General features: G+C 71.8%; 17 protein-coding genes. 8 read left to right on the top strand and 9 right to left on the bottom strand.

The window, feature by feature from the left end; translation table 11 throughout:
* Nucleotides 1-8: 8 nt before the first annotated feature.
* The gene (locus tag HGN31_RS05440) at nt 9-731 is read left to right on the top strand and encodes a GntR family transcriptional regulator (RefSeq protein WP_036702755.1); all 723 of its coding nucleotides are present in this window, start codon (nt 9-11) and stop codon (nt 729-731) included.
* 9 nt (nt 732-740) lie between these two features.
* Here HGN31_RS05440 and HGN31_RS05435 read toward each other — a convergent pair whose 3' ends face one another.
* From HGN31_RS05435 to HGN31_RS05410, 6 genes are read right to left on the bottom strand one after another with little or no spacing between them, the layout of a single operon-like run.
* Nucleotides 741-1,154, bottom strand: a complete 414-nt coding sequence (locus tag HGN31_RS05435) for a Na+/H+ antiporter subunit G (protein WP_168782574.1) — start codon at nt 1,152-1,154, stop codon at nt 741-743.
* Entirely contained in the window at nt 1,151-1,441 is a 291-nt protein-coding gene (locus tag HGN31_RS05430; protein ID WP_231555327.1) for a K+/H+ antiporter subunit F, read from the bottom strand. Before HGN31_RS05430 ends, HGN31_RS05435 begins: the two co-directional genes overlap by 4 nt.
* Nucleotides 1,438-1,929 carry a Na+/H+ antiporter subunit E gene (locus HGN31_RS05425; protein WP_168782573.1) on the bottom strand — a complete coding sequence of 164 codons (492 nt, stop codon included), beginning with the start codon at nt 1,927-1,929 and terminating at the stop codon, nt 1,438-1,440. Before HGN31_RS05425 ends, HGN31_RS05430 begins: the two co-directional genes overlap by 4 nt.
* Complete coding sequence (locus HGN31_RS05420) at nt 1,926-3,521, bottom strand: monovalent cation/H+ antiporter subunit D (RefSeq protein ID WP_168782572.1); 1,596 nt, start codon at nt 3,519-3,521, stop codon at nt 1,926-1,928. Before HGN31_RS05420 ends, HGN31_RS05425 begins: the two co-directional genes overlap by 4 nt.
* Nucleotides 3,518-3,916 carry a Na+/H+ antiporter subunit C gene (locus HGN31_RS05415; protein ID WP_168782571.1) on the bottom strand — a complete coding sequence of 133 codons (399 nt, stop codon included), beginning with the start codon at nt 3,914-3,916 and terminating at the stop codon, nt 3,518-3,520. Before HGN31_RS05415 ends, HGN31_RS05420 begins: the two co-directional genes overlap by 4 nt.
* Nucleotides 3,916-6,750, bottom strand: a complete 2,835-nt coding sequence (locus tag HGN31_RS05410; protein ID WP_168782570.1) for a monovalent cation/H+ antiporter subunit A — start codon at nt 6,748-6,750, stop codon at nt 3,916-3,918. Before HGN31_RS05410 ends, HGN31_RS05415 begins: the two co-directional genes overlap by 1 nt.
* Before the next feature lie 166 nt (nt 6,751-6,916).
* Between HGN31_RS05410 and ruvC the strand changes: the two genes are divergently transcribed.
* The 7 genes from ruvC to HGN31_RS05375 all read left to right on the top strand — a co-directional run bounded on the left by ruvC (nt 6,917) and on the right by HGN31_RS05375 (nt 12,750).
* Nucleotides 6,917-7,411, top strand: a complete 495-nt coding sequence (ruvC, locus tag HGN31_RS05405; RefSeq protein WP_036702760.1) for a crossover junction endodeoxyribonuclease RuvC — start codon at nt 6,917-6,919, stop codon at nt 7,409-7,411.
* A gap of 10 nt (nt 7,412-7,421) precedes the next feature.
* Nucleotides 7,422-8,105: a Holliday junction branch migration protein RuvA gene (gene ruvA, locus HGN31_RS05400; RefSeq protein ID WP_168782569.1), complete on the top strand. Its 684-nt coding sequence runs from the start codon at nt 7,422-7,424 to the stop codon at nt 8,103-8,105.
* 82 nt (nt 8,106-8,187) lie between these two features.
* Nucleotides 8,188-9,045, top strand: a complete 858-nt coding sequence (locus tag HGN31_RS05395) for a M48 family metalloprotease (RefSeq protein WP_168782568.1) — start codon at nt 8,188-8,190, stop codon at nt 9,043-9,045.
* Nucleotides 9,042-10,070, top strand: coding sequence for a Holliday junction branch migration DNA helicase RuvB (gene ruvB / locus HGN31_RS05390; protein WP_168782567.1), 1,029 nt, complete (start codon nt 9,042-9,044; stop codon nt 10,068-10,070). Before HGN31_RS05395 ends, ruvB begins: the two co-directional genes overlap by 4 nt.
* A gap of 6 nt (nt 10,071-10,076) precedes the next feature.
* The gene (locus HGN31_RS05385; protein WP_168782566.1) at nt 10,077-10,493 is read left to right on the top strand and encodes a PaaI family thioesterase; all 417 of its coding nucleotides are present in this window, start codon (nt 10,077-10,079) and stop codon (nt 10,491-10,493) included.
* Between the two features lie 380 nt (nt 10,494-10,873).
* Nucleotides 10,874-11,026 carry a hypothetical protein gene (locus HGN31_RS05380; RefSeq protein WP_168782565.1) on the top strand — a complete coding sequence of 51 codons (153 nt, stop codon included), beginning with the start codon at nt 10,874-10,876 and terminating at the stop codon, nt 11,024-11,026.
* 548 nt (nt 11,027-11,574) lie between these two features.
* A complete protein-coding gene (locus HGN31_RS05375) occupies nt 11,575-12,750 on the top strand; it encodes a pyridoxal-phosphate-dependent aminotransferase family protein (protein ID WP_168782564.1) in 1,176 nt (391 codons plus the stop codon).
* 25 nt (nt 12,751-12,775) lie between these two features.
* On the opposite strand, the gene copM is transcribed toward HGN31_RS05375, so the two are convergent.
* The 3 genes from copM to HGN31_RS05360 all read right to left on the bottom strand — a co-directional run bounded on the left by copM (nt 12,776) and on the right by HGN31_RS05360 (nt 15,179).
* Entirely contained in the window at nt 12,776-13,327 is a 552-nt protein-coding gene (gene copM / locus HGN31_RS05370) for a CopM family metallochaperone (protein ID WP_168782563.1), read from the bottom strand.
* Between the two features lie 80 nt (nt 13,328-13,407).
* Nucleotides 13,408-14,265: a TIGR02186 family protein gene (locus tag HGN31_RS05365; protein ID WP_244961143.1), complete on the bottom strand. Its 858-nt coding sequence runs from the start codon at nt 14,263-14,265 to the stop codon at nt 13,408-13,410.
* On the bottom strand, nt 14,262-15,179 hold the full coding sequence (locus HGN31_RS05360) for a sulfite exporter TauE/SafE family protein (RefSeq protein WP_168782562.1): 918 nt from the start codon (nt 15,177-15,179) through the stop codon (nt 14,262-14,264). The genes HGN31_RS05365 and HGN31_RS05360 overlap by 4 nt, the downstream gene beginning before the upstream one ends.
* Nucleotides 15,180-15,188: the final 9 nt, after the last annotated feature.

Here is a 15,188-nt window from a genome sequence, read left to right as displayed (position 1 = left end):
GGCCCCCGATGAGCGAAGCCAGCGCAACCCCTGACTCCGACGGCCCCGGCGACCACCCCGCCGAGGGGGCCGAGGCCGCGACCATCCCCGCCGCCATCGCCGACCGGCTGCGGCGCGAGATCCTGACCGGCACCATCCCGCCCGGCAGCCCGATCAAGGAACGCGACCACGCCGAGCGCCTGGGCATCAGCCGCACCCCCCTGCGCGAGGCAGTGCGCATCCTCGCGCAAGAGGGTCTGGTGACGCTGCGCCCGCTGCGCAGCCCGCTCGTCACCGACATGACCCGGGCCGAGGCGCTGGACGAGGTGGCGGTGCTCAGGCTTCTCGAACTGCACGGGGGCGAACTGGCCTGCGCCCACGCGACCGAGGCCGAGATCGCCGCCATCGCCGCGCTGGCGCGCACGGTCGAGGCGAACCACGCCGAGGGCGACCCGCTCGAGGTGTTCGACCTCGACATGAAGATGCACCGCGCCATCGTCGCCGCCGGCCACAATGCCGCGCTGAGCCGCAGCCACGAGGAATACCTGGCCCGGCTCTGGCGCATCCGCTATCTGTCGGCGCGGCGGCGGTCGGATGCGGCGCAGGTGCTGGCCGACCACCGCGGCATGGTCGCGGCGCTCAGGGCGCGGGATGCAGGCGCGATGCAGCGGCACATGGCGAGCCACCTCGACAACCTCAGCCGCAACGTGGCGCGGCATTTCGACGAGCTCGACGCCCCGCCGCCGGGCTGAGGCGCGGCGCTACTCGCTGCGCTTCTCGGCGTAGTAGGGGCCGGTGACGATGGCGCACTCGGCCGCGGTGTCGCCGTAGGTCGCCCATTCGGTCGGCGTCGTCGGCCCGGGCGGGGGCAGCTCGTCGCGCTTCCACGACAGGTGCAGATGCGCCTTGGCGATGAACATCCCGGTGATCGGCGCTGTCAGGAACAGGAACAGCGCGATCATGAACTCGTGCCAGCTGACGATCCCGTAGCGGAACCACATCGTGGCCATCGACGCGATCAGCACCGCGCCCACCCCCAGCGTCGCCGCCTTGGTCGGCGCGTGCAGCCGCGTCATCGGGTCGGGCAGCCGCACCAGCCCCCAGCCGCCGACGACGCCGAACACCCCGCCGACGACCAGCAGGAAGGCGATGAAGATCTCTGCGACGAGGCTCATTCGATGATGTCCCCCCTGAGCACGAACTTGGCGAAGGCCACGGTCGAGACGAAGCCGACCATGGCGAACAGCATCGTCGCCTCGAAATACATCGCCGTCCCCTCGCGGATGCCGAACAGCGTGATCAGCGCGATCATGTTGATCGCCATCGTGTCGAGCGCCAGCACCCGGTCGCTCAACCCCGGCGCAAAGACGACGCGGTAGAGGCAGAAGAGCTGCGCCAGCGCATAGCAGCCGAAGGCGAAGGCGAGCGCGAGATCGAGGAGGCCCATGCCGAACAACGTCATGCGAAGATCTCCAGCAGCCGGGCCTCGTAGCGGCCCTTGATGTCGTCGAGCACCGACTGCGGGTCCGGCGCGTGCAGGCAGTGGACGAGCAGCACCTTGCCGTCCTCGCTCAGGTCGCAGCTGACGGTGCCGGGGGTGAGGGTGATGGTGCCGGCCAGGACCGAGATCGCCTCGGGCGTGGTCAGTGCCAGCGGGACCGGCAGCCAGACCGGGCGCAGGTCGCGCTTGGGCATGAAGAGCACGATCCGGGCCACCGCGATGTTGGCCACGATGATGTCCCAGATCACGATGACGATGTAGGCCGCGATCTTGACCGGGTTGTGGATGCGGGCGCGGTCGGGCCAGTAGGGCGCGGTCGCCACCGGCACGACGAGGCCGATCACCAGCGCGAACACCAGCGAGCCCCAGGCGAAGCGGTTGACGAGCAGGATCCAGACCAGCGCGCAGACCAGCGACAGGACCGGGTGGGGCAGGATGCGGCGGATCATTTCGTGCCCTCCTGCCGCAGCAGCACCGCCTCGACATAGGGGGCGGGGTCGATCAGTTGCCGGGCGGTGGCCTGAGCATAGTCCATCATCGGCCCGGCGAACACCGTCAGCAGCGCCATCCCCGCGATCAGCGTCGCGGTGGCGGTCAGCGCGAGCCACGGGGCCGGGGCGTCGGCGAGGTCCTGGATGCACTCGTCAGGCTCGACCTTCGGGGGCAGCGGGCGCTGGTCGTTCGGCGCAACCACCACCCGCGCGGGCTCGGGGCCGTGCTGGTGGGCGCGCCAGAACACCGTCGAGCCGGCGCGGGCGAAGCCGTAGATGGCGATCAGCGAGGTGACGAGGATCACGCTCCAGATCAGCAGGGTGTGGTCGCTGTGCCGGCTCGCCTGCAGGATGGCGAGCTTGCCGAGGAACCCCGAGAGCGGCGGCAGGCCGGCGATGCCGATGGCGGCGGCGAAGAACAGCGCCCCGACGATGCCCCCCTGGGCGATGGGCGGCATCGGGCGCAGCCACAGGCTGCCGCCCGCGCGGCGCCCGCCGATCAGGTCCACGACGAGGAACAGCGCCGCCGCAGCGAGGGTCGAGTGGACCAGATACCAGATCCCGGCGGAGAGGCCGGGCAGCCGGAACTGCGCCACCCCGATCATCAGCGTCCCGACCGAGCCGAGCGCCGCGAAGGCCGCGACGCGCCCGAGGTGGCGCGAGCCGAGGATGCCGAGTTGCCCCACCACCAGCGTGACCAGCGCCGCGGGCAGCAGCAGGTCGGCGGCAAAGCGCTCGATCACGCTGTCCGACGGGAAGACGAGGGTGAAGAAGCGGATGATCGCGTAGGCCCCGACCTTGGTCATGATCGCGAACAGCGCGGCGGCCGGGCCGGGGGCGCGGGCATAGGTCGAGGGCAGCCAGAAATGCAGCGGCACCAGCGCCGCCTTGACCGCGAACACCAGCATCAGAAGCACCGCGCCGGTCCTGAGCAGCGCGGTGTCCTGCGGCGGCAGCTGCGCCACCCGCACCGCGAGGTCGGCCATGTTCAGCGTCCCGGTGACGGCATAGATCGTCCCCAACGCAGCAAGGAACAGGCACGACCCGGCGAGGTTGTAGACCACATACTGCACGCCCGCGCGCAGCCGCATCTCGCCCCCGCCGTGGATCATCAGCCCGTAGCTGGCGATCAGCAGCACCTCGAAGAAGACGAACAGGTTGAAGGCGTCGCCGGTCAGGAACGCGCCGCTGATCCCCATGAGCTGGAACTGCCAGAGCGCGTGGAAATGCCAGCCCTTGCGGTCCCAGCCCGAGCCGATGGCGTAAAGCTGGACGATCAGCCCGAGCCCCGCGGTCAGCACCAGCATCAGCGCCGCCAGCCGGTCGAGCACCAGCGCGATGCCGAAGGGCGCCGCCCAGTTGCCCATGCGGTAGACCTGGATCTCGCCGCCCGCGGCCTGGGTCATCAGCCACAGCGCGATGACCAGTTGCGCGGCGGTGCCGACGGTCGAGAACACCCGCTGCAGCACCAGGTCGTGCCGCATCCCGAGGACGATCAGCGGCCCGAGGAAGGCGGGCAGCACGACGGGGGCGATGATCCAGTGGTTCATCGGGCGGCCTCCGGCCGGTCGGCGGGCCGGGCCGAGGGCCTCTCGCCCCCCGGCGCAACCTCGCGCCGGTCACCCTTGGGCATGTCGGCGTGGTCGTCGCCCCCCTCGAGGAAGGCGCCGAGCGCCATCATCACCACGACCGCGGTCATCCCGAACGAGATCACGATCGCGGTCAGCACCAGCGCCTGCGGCAGCGGGTCCGAATAGTCGGTGACGCCCTTCTGCAGGACCGGCGGCAGGTTCACCGACAGCCGGCCCGAGATGAACAGGAACACGTTGGTGGTGTAGCTGAGCAGCGTCATGCCCAGCACCACCGCGAAGGTCCGCTTGCGCAGGGTCAGATAGACCCCGGCGGCGGTCATGAACCCCAGCGCCGAGGCCACGAGGATTTCCATCAGCGCGGCCCTCCCAGCTGGATGTCCATCGGGTGGACGTTCACCTTCTGCCCGGCCTGCCGGGCGATCCGCGACAGTGAGTTCAGCGCCAGCATCACGGCGCCCACGACGCACAGGAACACGCCGGTGTCGAAGCCCATGGCGGTGGCCAGCTCGAACGGCTCGATCCCGACGAGGTGGAAATAGCCGAAGGCCGAGGTGAGGAACGGCTTGCCCGCGAACCACGCCCCGGCGCCGGTGATCCCGGCGGCGAGCGCGCCCAGCCCGATCAGCGCGTGATAGGGGATGTTCTGCCGCTCCTGCGCCCAGGCGAAGCCCGAGGCCATGTACTGCATGACCAGCGCCACCGAGACGATGAGCCCGGCGATGAACCCGCCGCCCGGCGCGTTGTGGCCGCGCAGGAAGATGTAGAGCCCGACCACCAGCGAGATCGGCAGCACGACCCGCGTCGCCACCACCAGCATCAGCGGGTGCCGGTCGCCCGCGCGCCGCATGTCGTGGACCCAGTTCCTGAGCCGCGCGCCCGAGCGCCCGGTCAGCAGCGTCTCGGTCAGGGCAAAGATGGTGAGCGCGGCGATGCCGAGCACGATGATCTCGCCGTAGGTGTCATAGCCGCGGAAGTCGACGAGGATCACGTTCACCACGTTGTCCCCGCCGCCCAGCTTGTAGCTGTTGTCGAGCATGTAGCCCGAGATCGGGTCGAACGCCGGCTCGCGCCGCATGATCGCATAGGCGAGCCCGCCGACGCCGAGCCCGGTCACCGCCGCCACGAAGGCGTCCGCGCCGCGCTTGAAGTTGCCGGTGTCCATCACCGTCCGCTTGGGCAGGAAGTTCAGCGCCAGCAGCAGCAGGATGACCGTGACCACCTCGACCGTGATCTGGGTCAGCGCAAGGTCGGGGGCCGAGAGATAGACGAAGGTGCAGCTGACGATCAGCCCGATGATGCCGACCAGCACCAGCGCGAGGATGCGGCGGCGGTGCAGGGCAACCATCGTGCCGGTGGCGACCATCAGCATCACCCAGCCGACCAGAGCGACCGGGGTGATGGGCAGCATCGGCCGCGTCTCGGGCCCGACCTGCCCGGTGTGCCAGGCGACGAAGCTCGCCGCCACCGCGGTCAGCATGAAGGCCGCGAGCGCGCGCGACATCGAGCCGTTGGTGAAGCGGTCGGTGAAGGCCCGCGCCCACCGCTCGGCGGTGCCGGTCATGGCGTCGAAGATCGCCTTGGCGTCCGGGGTCCGCAGGCGGGTCCGCAGCGCCTCGATCGGGTGCCAGAGCGCCAGCAGCACCGCCCCGCCCGCGACCGCGATCACCGACATCCACAGCGCCGGGGTGACCCCGTGCCACAGCGCCAGATGCGCGTGCGGCGTGCCGCCGGTCACCGCCGCGGCGGCGGCATCGACCAGCCAGCCCACGGTCGCGGCGGGAAAGAGCCCGGTGACGATCACGATGCCGACCAGCAGCGCGGGCGAGAAGATCAGCCCCGGGCCAGGATCATGCGGCGCGGCCGGATAGTCGTCGCGCACCGGCCCGAGGAACACGTGCACGATCATCCGCAGCGCATAGGCGACCGAGATCAGCGCCGCGAAGGTGGCGACGCCGCCCACCAGCCACGGCATCCCGCGCCACACGGCGTGGGCGGCTTCCTCGAGCATCATCTCCTTGGAAATGAAGCCGTTGAAGGGCGGGATGCCGGCCATCGAGAGCGAGGCGATCAGCACGATCCCGAAGGTCAGCGGCATCAGCCCGCGCAGGCCGCCGAGCCGCTTGATCGAGCGGGTGTGCGCCTCGTGATCGACGATGCCTGCGGCCATGAAGAGCGCGGCCTTGAAGCTCGCATGGGCGATGATGTGGAACACCGCGGCGATGGCCGCGGCCTCGGTTCCGAAACCCAGCAGCATGGTGATCAGCCCGAGGTGGCTGACCGTGGAATAGGCCAGAAGCCCCTTGAGGTCGTCCTGGAAGAGCGCGATCGCGGCCCCGATCAGCATGGTGATGAGGCCGGTGGTGGCGACGATGGCGAACCACTCGGGCGTCCCCGCCAGCACCGGCCAAAGCCGCGCCATGAGGAACAGCCCCGCCTTCACCATTGTGGCCGAGTGCAGATAGGCGCTGACCGGGGTGGGGGCCGCCATCGCGCGCGGCAGCCAGAAATGGAACGGGAATTGCGCCGACTTGGTGAAGGCACCAATCAGGATCAGCACCAGCGCCGGCAGGTAGTAGGGCGAGGCCTGGATCGCCTCGCGCACCAGCAGGATGTCCGAGAGCCGGTAGGACCCGGCGATCTGCCCCAGGATCAGGCAGCCCGCGATCATCGCAAGCCCGCCCATCCCGGTCACCGTCAGCGCCATCCGCGCCCCCTGCCGCCCCTCGGGCAGGTGCTTCCAGAAGCCGATCAGCAGGAAGGACGAGAGCGACGTCAGCTCCCAGAAGACCAGCATCATCAGGATGTTGTCGCTGAGCACGATCCCCATCATCGCGCCCTGGAAGAGCATCAGATAGGTGAAGAACGGCCCCGCCGCGTCCTTGCGCGACAGGTAGTAGCGGCCATAGAGGATGATCAGCAGCCCGATCCCGAGGATCAGGATGCCGAAGAGCAGGCTCAACCCGTCGATGCGGAAATCGGCGTCGAGCCCGATCTGCGGCATCCACGGGATGCGGGCGGTGATGACCTCGCCCGCCATGATCGCCGGCGTGTGCAGCACGAGACCCAGCAGCGCCAGCGCCGTCGCCGTCCCGCAGGCGATCGCCGCGGCCGATCGGCCCGCGCGGACCATCAGGCCGGGCAGCAGCGCCCCGAGGAACGGCAGCGCGGCAATCAAGGCTGGCGACATCTCAATCCCCCGTTTGGCCCCGTTTCCCAAGCGGGGCCATGGGTGTCAAGCAAACGGCGAAATGCCGCTAGGCGATGTTCGCGTTTCGTGCTAGCGGTTTGAAAAAACGCGGACGGTGCGCCTCGGGTGGACCGGAACCGCCACGGCGCGAGGTGAGGGATCGGGCATGAGGGTTCTGGGCATCGATCCCGGGCTGGTGAACATGGGCTGGGGGGTGATCGCGGTCGACGGCTCGCGCGTCACCCACATCGCCAACGGCATCGTGCGCTCGGGCGCCGACAGCCTCGCCGCCCGCCTGTGCGAGCTGCACCGCGGGCTGGTGGCGGTGATCGCGGCCCACGCGCCGGATGCGGCGGCGGTCGAACAGACCTTCGTCAACAAGGACGCGGTGGGGACGCTGAAGCTGGGGCAGGCCCGCGGGGTTGCGCTTCTGGCCCCCGCGCAGGCGGGGCTGACGGTCGGGGAATACGCCCCGAACGCGGTGAAGAAGGCCATCGTCGGCGTCGGCCACGCGCAGAAGCAGCAGGTCGAGCACATGGTCCGGCTGACCCTGCCCGGCGTGGCGCTGGCCGGGCCGGACGCGGCCGACGCGCTCGCCATCGCCATCTGCCACGCGCGCCACCTGCAAAGCCGGGTGCTCAGGATCAAGGTGGTGGCATGAGGGCCACCCGATGATCGGCCGCATCGCCGGGGTGATCCTGCACCGCGCCCCCGACCACGTGCTGATCGACGTGCGCGGCGTGGGCTACATCGTCCATGTGAGCGAACGAACCGCCGCCAGCCTGCCGCGGGTGGGCGAGGCCACCGCGCTCTATACCGACCTCGTGGTGCGCGAGGATCTGCTGCAGCTCTTCGGCTTCCCGACGCTGCTCGAGAAGGAATGGCACCGGCTGCTGACCTCGGTGCAGGGGATCGGCGCCAAGGCGTCGCTGGCGATCCTCGGGACGCTTGGGGCGGAAGGCGTGGGCCGGGCCATCGCCCTGGGCGACTGGGCGGCGGTCCGCAAGGCGCCGGGGGTGGGGCCGAAGCTCGCGCAGCGGGTGGTGCTTGAGCTGAAGGACCGCGCCCCGCAGGTCATCGCCATGGGCGGCGCGCTGACGGTGGACGCAGGGCTGGGCGACGCGGGCGCGGGGCTGGTCGAGCCCGACGCCACCCCCGCCCCGGCGCCCGCGCCCCGCACGGCCGCGCCCAACTCGGCCGCCGCCTCGGCCGATGCGCTCTCGGCGCTGACGAACCTCGGCTACGGCCCCTCCGAGGCCGCCGCCGCGGTCGCCGAAGCCGCCGCCCGCGACCCCGCCGCCCCCACCCCCGCACTGATCCGCGCCGCGCTGCGGGCGCTGGCGCCGAAGGAGTGACTCCGGATCGGCGCGCGCCGAAAGGGTTGCGCGCCCCCGAGGGTTGGGGCCTGATCGAGACCGGACCAAGGAGACGACGCGCATGAACGGCTACACCCGCACCTTCGTCCTCATGGCGGCGCTCACCGCGCTGGTGATGGGGCTCGGCTGGCTTCTGGGCGGGCAGGGCGGCGCGATCATGGCGCTGGTCTTTGCCGGGGCCACGAACCTCTGGGCGTGGTGGAACAGCGACAAGGCGGTGCTGCGCCAGCAGCAGGCGATCCCCGTGACCGAGGCGAACGGCGCCGAGCTGGTGGCGCTGGTGCGCGAACTGGCCGACCGCGCCGGGCTGCCGATGCCCGCGGTCTATATCCTGCCCGCCGAGCAGCCGAACGCCTTTGCCACCGGCCGCAACCCGCAGAACGCCGCCGTGGCGGTCTCGCAGGGGCTGTTGCGGACCCTCGACCGGGATGAGCTGGCCGGGGTGATCGCCCATGAACTCGCCCATATCCGCCAGCGCGACACGCTGACCATGACGGTGACGGCGACGCTGGCCGGCGCCATCGCCATGCTCGGCAACATGATGATGTTCGCGGGCGGCCGTGACGGGCGCGGCGGCGGGATCGGCCGGCTGGTGGCGATGTTCGTCGCGCCGTTCGCCGCGGGGCTGGTGCAGATGGCGATCTCGCGCACCCGGGAATACGAGGCCGACCGCATCGGCGCCGAAATCTCGGGCCAGCCGCTCAAGCTCGCCTCGGCGCTGGCCAAGATCGCCAACGCCGCGGGGCGGACGGTGAACCTGCCGGCCGAGCGCAACCCGGCCTCGGCCTCGATGTTCATCGTCAACCCGCTGGGGGCGCTCAAGATGGACGCCATGTTCGCCACCCACCCGCCGACCCAGGACCGCATTGACCGGCTGGCCGCGATGGCCGGCACCCGCACCCCCGGCGTCGTCCGTTGAGCCAGCCCGACCCCACCCTGCGCCCCGCGCCGATGGAGGGCGACGCCGAGGATCGCGCCCTGCGCCCGCAGAAGCTCGAGGAGTTCATCGGTCAGGCCGAGGCGCGCGCCAACCTGCGCGTCTTCATCGACAGCGCCCGGATGCGCGGGCAGGCGATGGACCACACGCTATTTCACGGCCCCCCGGGCCTCGGCAAGACCACGCTCGCCCAGATCATGGCGCGCGAGCTGGGGGTGAACTTCAAGATGACCTCCGGGCCGGTGCTGGCGCGGGCCGGTGACCTGGCCGCGATCCTGACCAATCTCGACGCCCGCGACGTGCTGTTCATCGACGAGATCCACCGGATGAACCCGGCGGTCGAGGAAATCCTCTACCCTGCGATGGAGGATTTCGAGCTGGACCTCGTGATCGGCGAGGGGCCGGCCGCGCGGACGGTGCGGATCGAGCTGCAACCCTTCACGCTGGTCGGCGCGACGACCCGGCTGGGGCTCTTGACGACGCCACTGCGCGACCGCTTCGGCATCCCGACGCGGCTGCAGTTCTACACCGTCGAGGAGCTCGACCAGATCGTCGCCCGCGGCGCCCGGCTGATGGGCGTCCACGCCGATGCCGAGGGCACGCGCGAGATCGCGCGCCGCGCCCGCGGCACCCCGCGGATCGCCGGGCGGCTGCTTCGGCGAGTAGTGGATTTCGCGCTGGTCGAGGGCGACGGGCGGCTGGACCGGGCGCTCGCAGACCGGGCGCTGACGCGGCTGGGGGTGGACGACCTCGGGCTCGACGGCGCCGACCGGCGCTATCTGACGCTGATGGCCGAGCATTACGGCGGCGGCCCGGTCGGCGTGGAAACGCTTTCCGCGGCGCTGTCGGAAAGCCGCGACGCGATCGAGGAGGTGATCGAGCCCTATCTCCTCCAGCAGGGGCTGATCCAGCGGACGCCGCGCGGGCGGATGCTGGGGGCGACCGGCTGGCGGCATCTGGGGCTCGAGATGCCGCGCACGGCGCAGGCGGGATTGTTCGAGGAGTAGGGGGCGATGGACGCAATCGAGGCACGGCTGCGCGCGAGTTTCGCGCGGCAGACGATGATGACGACGCTGGGCGCCGAGATGGCGCGCGCCGCGGCCGGCGAAGTGGTGATCGCCGCGCCCATCGCGCCGCATCTGATGCAGCAGCAGGGGGCGGCGCACGCGGGGCTCGCGTTTTCCATCGGCGACAGCGCGGCGGGCTATGCGGCGCTCTCGGTCCTGCCCGAGGGGTCCGAGGTGGTCACGGTCGAGATGAAGATCAACCTGCTCGCCCCCGCGGTCGGCGCCCGGCTGGTGGCCGAGGGGCGGGTGGTCAAGGCCGGCCGGCGCATCGTGGTGGTGGCGGCGGACGTCTGGGCCGAGGGGCCGGCGGGGCGCAAACAGGTGGCGACGATGCTCGGGACGATGGTGCCGGTCGAGGCGTGAGCCGCCTGCGCCCGGCGCGGGCGGGTTTTGGGCCAGACAGAAGGCTGACGCTAGGGCGGACGTGCGGCGGGTGCGGTCGGGCTGGTCGGCAGCGGGCTCCGGGCTGACGGATGGGCCGCACCCGTCTGCGACGACGTCGCCGCGTGTGGGGACCGGGCCGGGTGTGGGGCCGGGGCCGCGAGGAATGTTTGACGCGACAGATGGCCGGCGCCGCATTGGCTGCTCCCGCAGGGACCGCTGTTGCTGCGATCGCTCCGAACGGCTGAGGCGCTGGATCGCGCGTCCGGCAACGGGGGCGGGGGCGCCCTGCGACCGCGCGTCCGGTTGACGGTCGGGGCAGGGGCGGCGAGGGTGGGGCGGTCCGAAGCGAGGGCTGACCGATGCCGCACTGGCCGCTGGCGCTGCGCCTGATCCTGACCGCGGTGGTGTTCATCGCCACGGCGGCCGCCTTTGCCACGGGGCAGATGCTGCTCGCGGTGCTCGGCGTCGTGGCCTGCGCCGTGGCGTTCCAGCGAATGTTCATGACGCTTTGAGCGGCGGCTCCGCCGCACCCCGCTGCTCACGCCGGCCGCGCACGGGTTTTGCAGCCCGGCCTGATCCGCTGCACCGGGAGGCCTGCACGGTCGCCTTCTGGCTCGCCAACCTGGCGGTACTCGGCGAGACCAGCCTCGATAATGCCGAGGCGGCGGCGCAGCGGGTGCCACGGTTGGTCGATTATCGCGACTCCCGCGCCCTTGCTTAGATCGTTCGTTGCGAGCCCTTGCTGATGGAAGGGCGCCGACTCGGAGTGGTCTGCGCCGATGCGGGCGCACCAGCGTGGGCGTCTCAATCCGGTTCGTCGCACGGCTGGCGTCCACCCCCGTTCATCATCGGCTGCCCCGAGCCGCGCGCGTCGGCCTCGGAGGCATTCACCTCATCGTGCATCCTTTCCTGCAGGACACGCGTCGCTCAGCGCGCCGGCGCTGGCGCGGGCGCCCCCCCCTCCACGCCTGTCACGTAAGCCTCACCGCCCCACTCTGGACGCCGCGGCGGGCGGGGCCTACCACTCGGGCGACGCTCCTCCCCCCGAAAGGTGCCCGCCATGAGCCTCGCCGCCGGCCGTCCCGTGCTTGCCATCCCCGGTCCCTCGCCGGTGCCCGACCGGGTGCTCAGGGCCATGCACCGGCCCTCGCCCGACATCTACGGCGGTGAGCTGGTCGAGCTGAACGAGGCGGCGATGGCGCAGCTCAAGCGGCTCGCCGGGACGCGGGCCAACGTCGCGCCCTACATCGGCAACGGCCACGCCGCGTGGGAGGCCGCGAACATCAACCTGCTCGCCCCCGGCGACCGGGCGCTGGTGCTGGTCTCGGGGCATTTCGGCCGTGCCTGGGCGGCGGCGGCCGAGGGGATCGGGGTCGAGGTCGAGATGATCGAGTCCCCGCCCTTCACTGCCCCCGATCCGCAGCGGGTGGCCGACCGGCTGGCCGCCGACCGCGAGGGGCGGATCCGCGCCGTCCTCGTCTGCCAGGTGGACACCGCCAGCTCGGTGCGCGCCGACATCCCTGCGATCCGCGCGGCGATGGGCGACCACCCGGCGGCGCTGGCGGTGGACGCGATCGCCTCGCTCGGGTGCGAGGAGATGCGGATGGACGACTGGGGCATCGACGTGCTCGTCTCGGCCAGCCAGAAGGGGCTGATGGTGCCGCCGGGGCTGGCGTTCGTCTGGTTCTCGGACCGGGTGGCTGCGGGGTGGGGGCGGCCGACGCCCTACTGGAACTGGGGGCCGCGGGCGAACGCGCAGGAGCTGTGGCAGTTCTGGGGCGGCACGCCGCCGGTCCAGCATATCTACGGGCTGACCGAGGCGCTGGCGATGCTGCTCGACGACGAGGGGCTCGAGGCCGCGTGGGCGCGGCACGAGGCGCTGGCCGCGGCGACCTGGGCGGCGCTCGACGCCTGGGGCGCGGGCGGCGCCTGCCGGGCGCAGGTGGCCGATCCGGCGGCGCGCGGGCGGTCGGTGACGGCGGTGGCGTTGGCCGGCGCCGAGCGGCTGCGCCGCTGGACCGAGGCCAACGCCGGTCTGACGCTCGGCATCGGCCTTGGCGCGGCTGAGCCCGCGGACGCGCTCAGGATCGCGCACATGGGCCACGTCAGCGCGCATATGCACCTCGGCACGCTGGCGAGCATCGAGGCCGGGATGGCGGCTCTGGGCCTGCCGCACGGCCCCGGCGGCACGGCGGCCGCCGCGGCCGAGATCGCCCGGCGCAGCGGCGCGCGCTGAGGCCGGGCGCGCCGCCCTTGCGGCGTCAGTTCGACGGCGGGGTCGCGGGCTTCGGCTCGGGCGTCCCGGCGGGCGAGGGCGTGGGCGTCCCGGCAGGCGAGGGCGCCGGCGTGTTCCCGGCCTCGGCCTGCTCGGCGTCGGTGCGGGCGACGTCGGGCGCGTTCTGCTTCAGCCACTCCTGCATCTCGGCGATCTCGCGCTCCTGCGCGGCGATGATCCCCTCGGACAGCTTGCGCAGCTCGGGGTCCTTGCCGAACTGAAGCTGGATGCGGGCCATGTCGATGGCGCCCTGATGGTGCGGGATCATGCCGCGCACAAAATCCACGTCGGCGTCGCCGGTCGGCGCGACCATCATCCCTTCGTGCATCGCCTCCATCGCCCTCGCGTAGGCGCGGGCGGCGTCGGTTTCAGCCGGGGCGGCGGCGGTGGTGGCGGCGGGGGCCGCGTGCCCGGCGTGGGGATCGGCGGGGGCCGCGGCGGGCGCGGTCTGCGCCAGCGCGGGCCACGCGAGGACGCTCGCGGCGGCGCCGATCAGGGCCACACGGCGGCGGGCGGCGGGGCGTTGCGGACGGGTCATCTTGCACCTCGGGGTTGGATCAGGTTGCGGAACGGTAACGCCGCCGGGCCGGCTTGGGTGCCTCACGTTCCGGCGAGGCGTCACCCGCGCCGGATCGCCCGGAACGCCGCCGAGGCGAGCCAGCCCGCCGCCATCGCGATCGCCAGCGACATCAGCCCGTACCAGAACGGCTGCTCGATCGCCAAACGGTAGAGCCAGCGTTCCAAGCCCACCTTGCGGACCCGGATCGGGGCCTGGTCATAGTCGATCACCGCCCCGCCGCGGACGAGGAAGATGCGCGCCCGATAGTCGCCCTCGACAAGGTTCGAGGGCATCCGCACATCGGCCCGGAACAGCGTGTCATCGACGATGTGCACCGCGCCCTCGTCCACGCGGTAGCGCCCCGAGGCGGTGCGCAGGTCCAGCAGCGCCTGGGTGAAGGGGGTGACGTTCTCGACCTCGGCCTCGGCCGACAGCGCCCGGATCGCCAGCGCAGGCGAGATGCGGAAGCGCGTGTCCTCGGCCGGGTCGAGCAGCGCGGGCAGCGGGCCGCTGGTCGCCACGGCATAGAAATCCGGCGCCGCGGCGATCCTGAGCGACTGGGTGTTGATCCAGATCCCGGCCAGCCGCTCTTTCCGGCGCACGGTGACCTGCTGCGAGGGGCCCTCGACCGTCACGATGATGCCGACCGGCCCCGCCTGCGGGGGGGCGTCGCGGCGGATGGCGCCGAAGATGAGGATTTCCGAGCCGGTGAAGCTGGTGGTGATCGACACCGCGTCCTGCGAGAGCCCGGTGACGATGCGTTCCGGCTCGGGTGCCCCGGGCTCGGCGGGCGCGGCGGCGGCGGGCGCGGCGGGGGCCTCGGCCGGCGCCACCGCGGCGGGTTGCGTCTGCGCCCCCGCGCCGCCCGCCAGCAGCGCCAGCAGAACCCCCGCGGCCAGGGCGCGCGCGCCCCTCACGACCGCCCCGGCGCGATCGAGAACAGATGCTCGGGCGGCAGCGCCAGATCGATCGCCAGCCGCGCGCAGACCGCGAGCACCAGCAGCGCCAGCAGCACCCGCAACTGCTCGGCCCTGAGCCGGGCGCCGAGATGCGTGCCGATCTGCGCCCCCACCACCCCGCCGACGATCAGCAGCACCGCCAGCATGATGTCGACGGTGTTCGAGCTGATCGCGTGCATCAGCGTGGTGAAGGCGCTGACTGCGGCGATCTGGAAGAGCGAGGTGCCGATCACGACCTTGGTCGGCATCCCCAGCAGATAGATCATCGCCGGCACCATGACGAAGCCGCCGCCCACCCCCATCACTGCGGCCAGCACGCCGACCGCGAGCCCGACCAGCAGCGGCGGGATGACCGAGATATAGAGGCCCGAGGCGCGGAACTTCATCTTCCACGGCAGGCGGTGGACCCAGCTGTGCCGGTGCAGCCGCCGCCGCACCCCGCTGCGCTTGCGCGCGGCGAGCAGCGCCGACAGGCTCTCGCGCAGCATGGTCAGGCCGATGAGGCCCAGGAAGACGACGTAGCTCAGCTGCACGAACAGCTCGACCTGCCCGAGCCGCTGCAAAAGGTTGAAGACCAGGACCCCCAGCGCCGACCCGGCCACCCCGCCCACCAGCAGCACCAGCCCCATGCGGATGTCCACGGTGTTGCGGCGCAGATGCGCCAGCACGCCGGAAAAGGACGAGGCCACCACCTGGTTCGCCCCGGTCGCCACGGCGATGGCCGGGGGGATGCCGATGAAGAACAGCAGCGGCGTGATCAGGAACCCGCCGCCGACCCCGAAGAGGCCGCTCATCAGCCCGACGATCCCGCCCAGCCCGACCAGCGTGAAGGCGTTCACCGAGACTTCGGCGATGGGAAGGAAGATCTGCATGACTGCCCG

It is taken from the genome of Paracoccus sanguinis, assembly GCF_012689545.1.
GTDB classification, from domain to species: Bacteria; Pseudomonadota; Alphaproteobacteria; order Rhodobacterales; family Rhodobacteraceae; genus Paracoccus; species Paracoccus panacisoli.
Note: the sequence above shows the minus strand (reverse complement) of the source record. Positions and strands in the feature narration are given on the sequence as shown.

What these genes read in the sequence shown, in the direction of transcription:
- HGN31_RS05440 (WP_036702755.1), top strand. Translation starts at nt 9, where the DNA reads ATGAGCGAAGCCAGCGCAACCCCTGACTCCGACGGCCCCGGCGACCAC.
- HGN31_RS05435 (WP_168782574.1), bottom strand. Translation starts at nt 1,154, where the DNA reads ATGAGCCTCGTCGCAGAGATCTTCATCGCCTTCCTGCTGGTCGTCGGC.
- HGN31_RS05430 (WP_231555327.1), bottom strand. Translation starts at nt 1,441, where the DNA reads ATGACGTTGTTCGGCATGGGCCTCCTCGATCTCGCGCTCGCCTTCGCC.
- HGN31_RS05425 (WP_168782573.1), bottom strand. Translation starts at nt 1,929, where the DNA reads ATGATCCGCCGCATCCTGCCCCACCCGGTCCTGTCGCTGGTCTGCGCG.
- HGN31_RS05420 (WP_168782572.1), bottom strand. Translation starts at nt 3,521, where the DNA reads ATGAACCACTGGATCATCGCCCCCGTCGTGCTGCCCGCCTTCCTCGGG.
- HGN31_RS05415 (WP_168782571.1), bottom strand. Translation starts at nt 3,916, where the DNA reads ATGGAAATCCTCGTGGCCTCGGCGCTGGGGTTCATGACCGCCGCCGGG.
- HGN31_RS05410 (WP_168782570.1), bottom strand. Translation starts at nt 6,750, where the DNA reads ATGTCGCCAGCCTTGATTGCCGCGCTGCCGTTCCTCGGGGCGCTGCTG.
- ruvC (WP_036702760.1), top strand. Translation starts at nt 6,917, where the DNA reads ATGAGGGTTCTGGGCATCGATCCCGGGCTGGTGAACATGGGCTGGGGG.
- ruvA (WP_168782569.1), top strand. Translation starts at nt 7,422, where the DNA reads ATGATCGGCCGCATCGCCGGGGTGATCCTGCACCGCGCCCCCGACCAC.
- HGN31_RS05395 (WP_168782568.1), top strand. Translation starts at nt 8,188, where the DNA reads ATGAACGGCTACACCCGCACCTTCGTCCTCATGGCGGCGCTCACCGCG.
- HGN31_RS05385 (WP_168782566.1), top strand. Translation starts at nt 10,077, where the DNA reads ATGGACGCAATCGAGGCACGGCTGCGCGCGAGTTTCGCGCGGCAGACG.
- HGN31_RS05380 (WP_168782565.1), top strand. Translation starts at nt 10,874, where the DNA reads ATGCCGCACTGGCCGCTGGCGCTGCGCCTGATCCTGACCGCGGTGGTG.
- HGN31_RS05375 (WP_168782564.1), top strand. Translation starts at nt 11,575, where the DNA reads ATGAGCCTCGCCGCCGGCCGTCCCGTGCTTGCCATCCCCGGTCCCTCG.
- copM (WP_168782563.1), bottom strand. Translation starts at nt 13,327, where the DNA reads ATGACCCGTCCGCAACGCCCCGCCGCCCGCCGCCGTGTGGCCCTGATC.
- HGN31_RS05360 (WP_168782562.1), bottom strand. Translation starts at nt 15,179, where the DNA reads ATGCAGATCTTCCTTCCCATCGCCGAAGTCTCGGTGAACGCCTTCACG.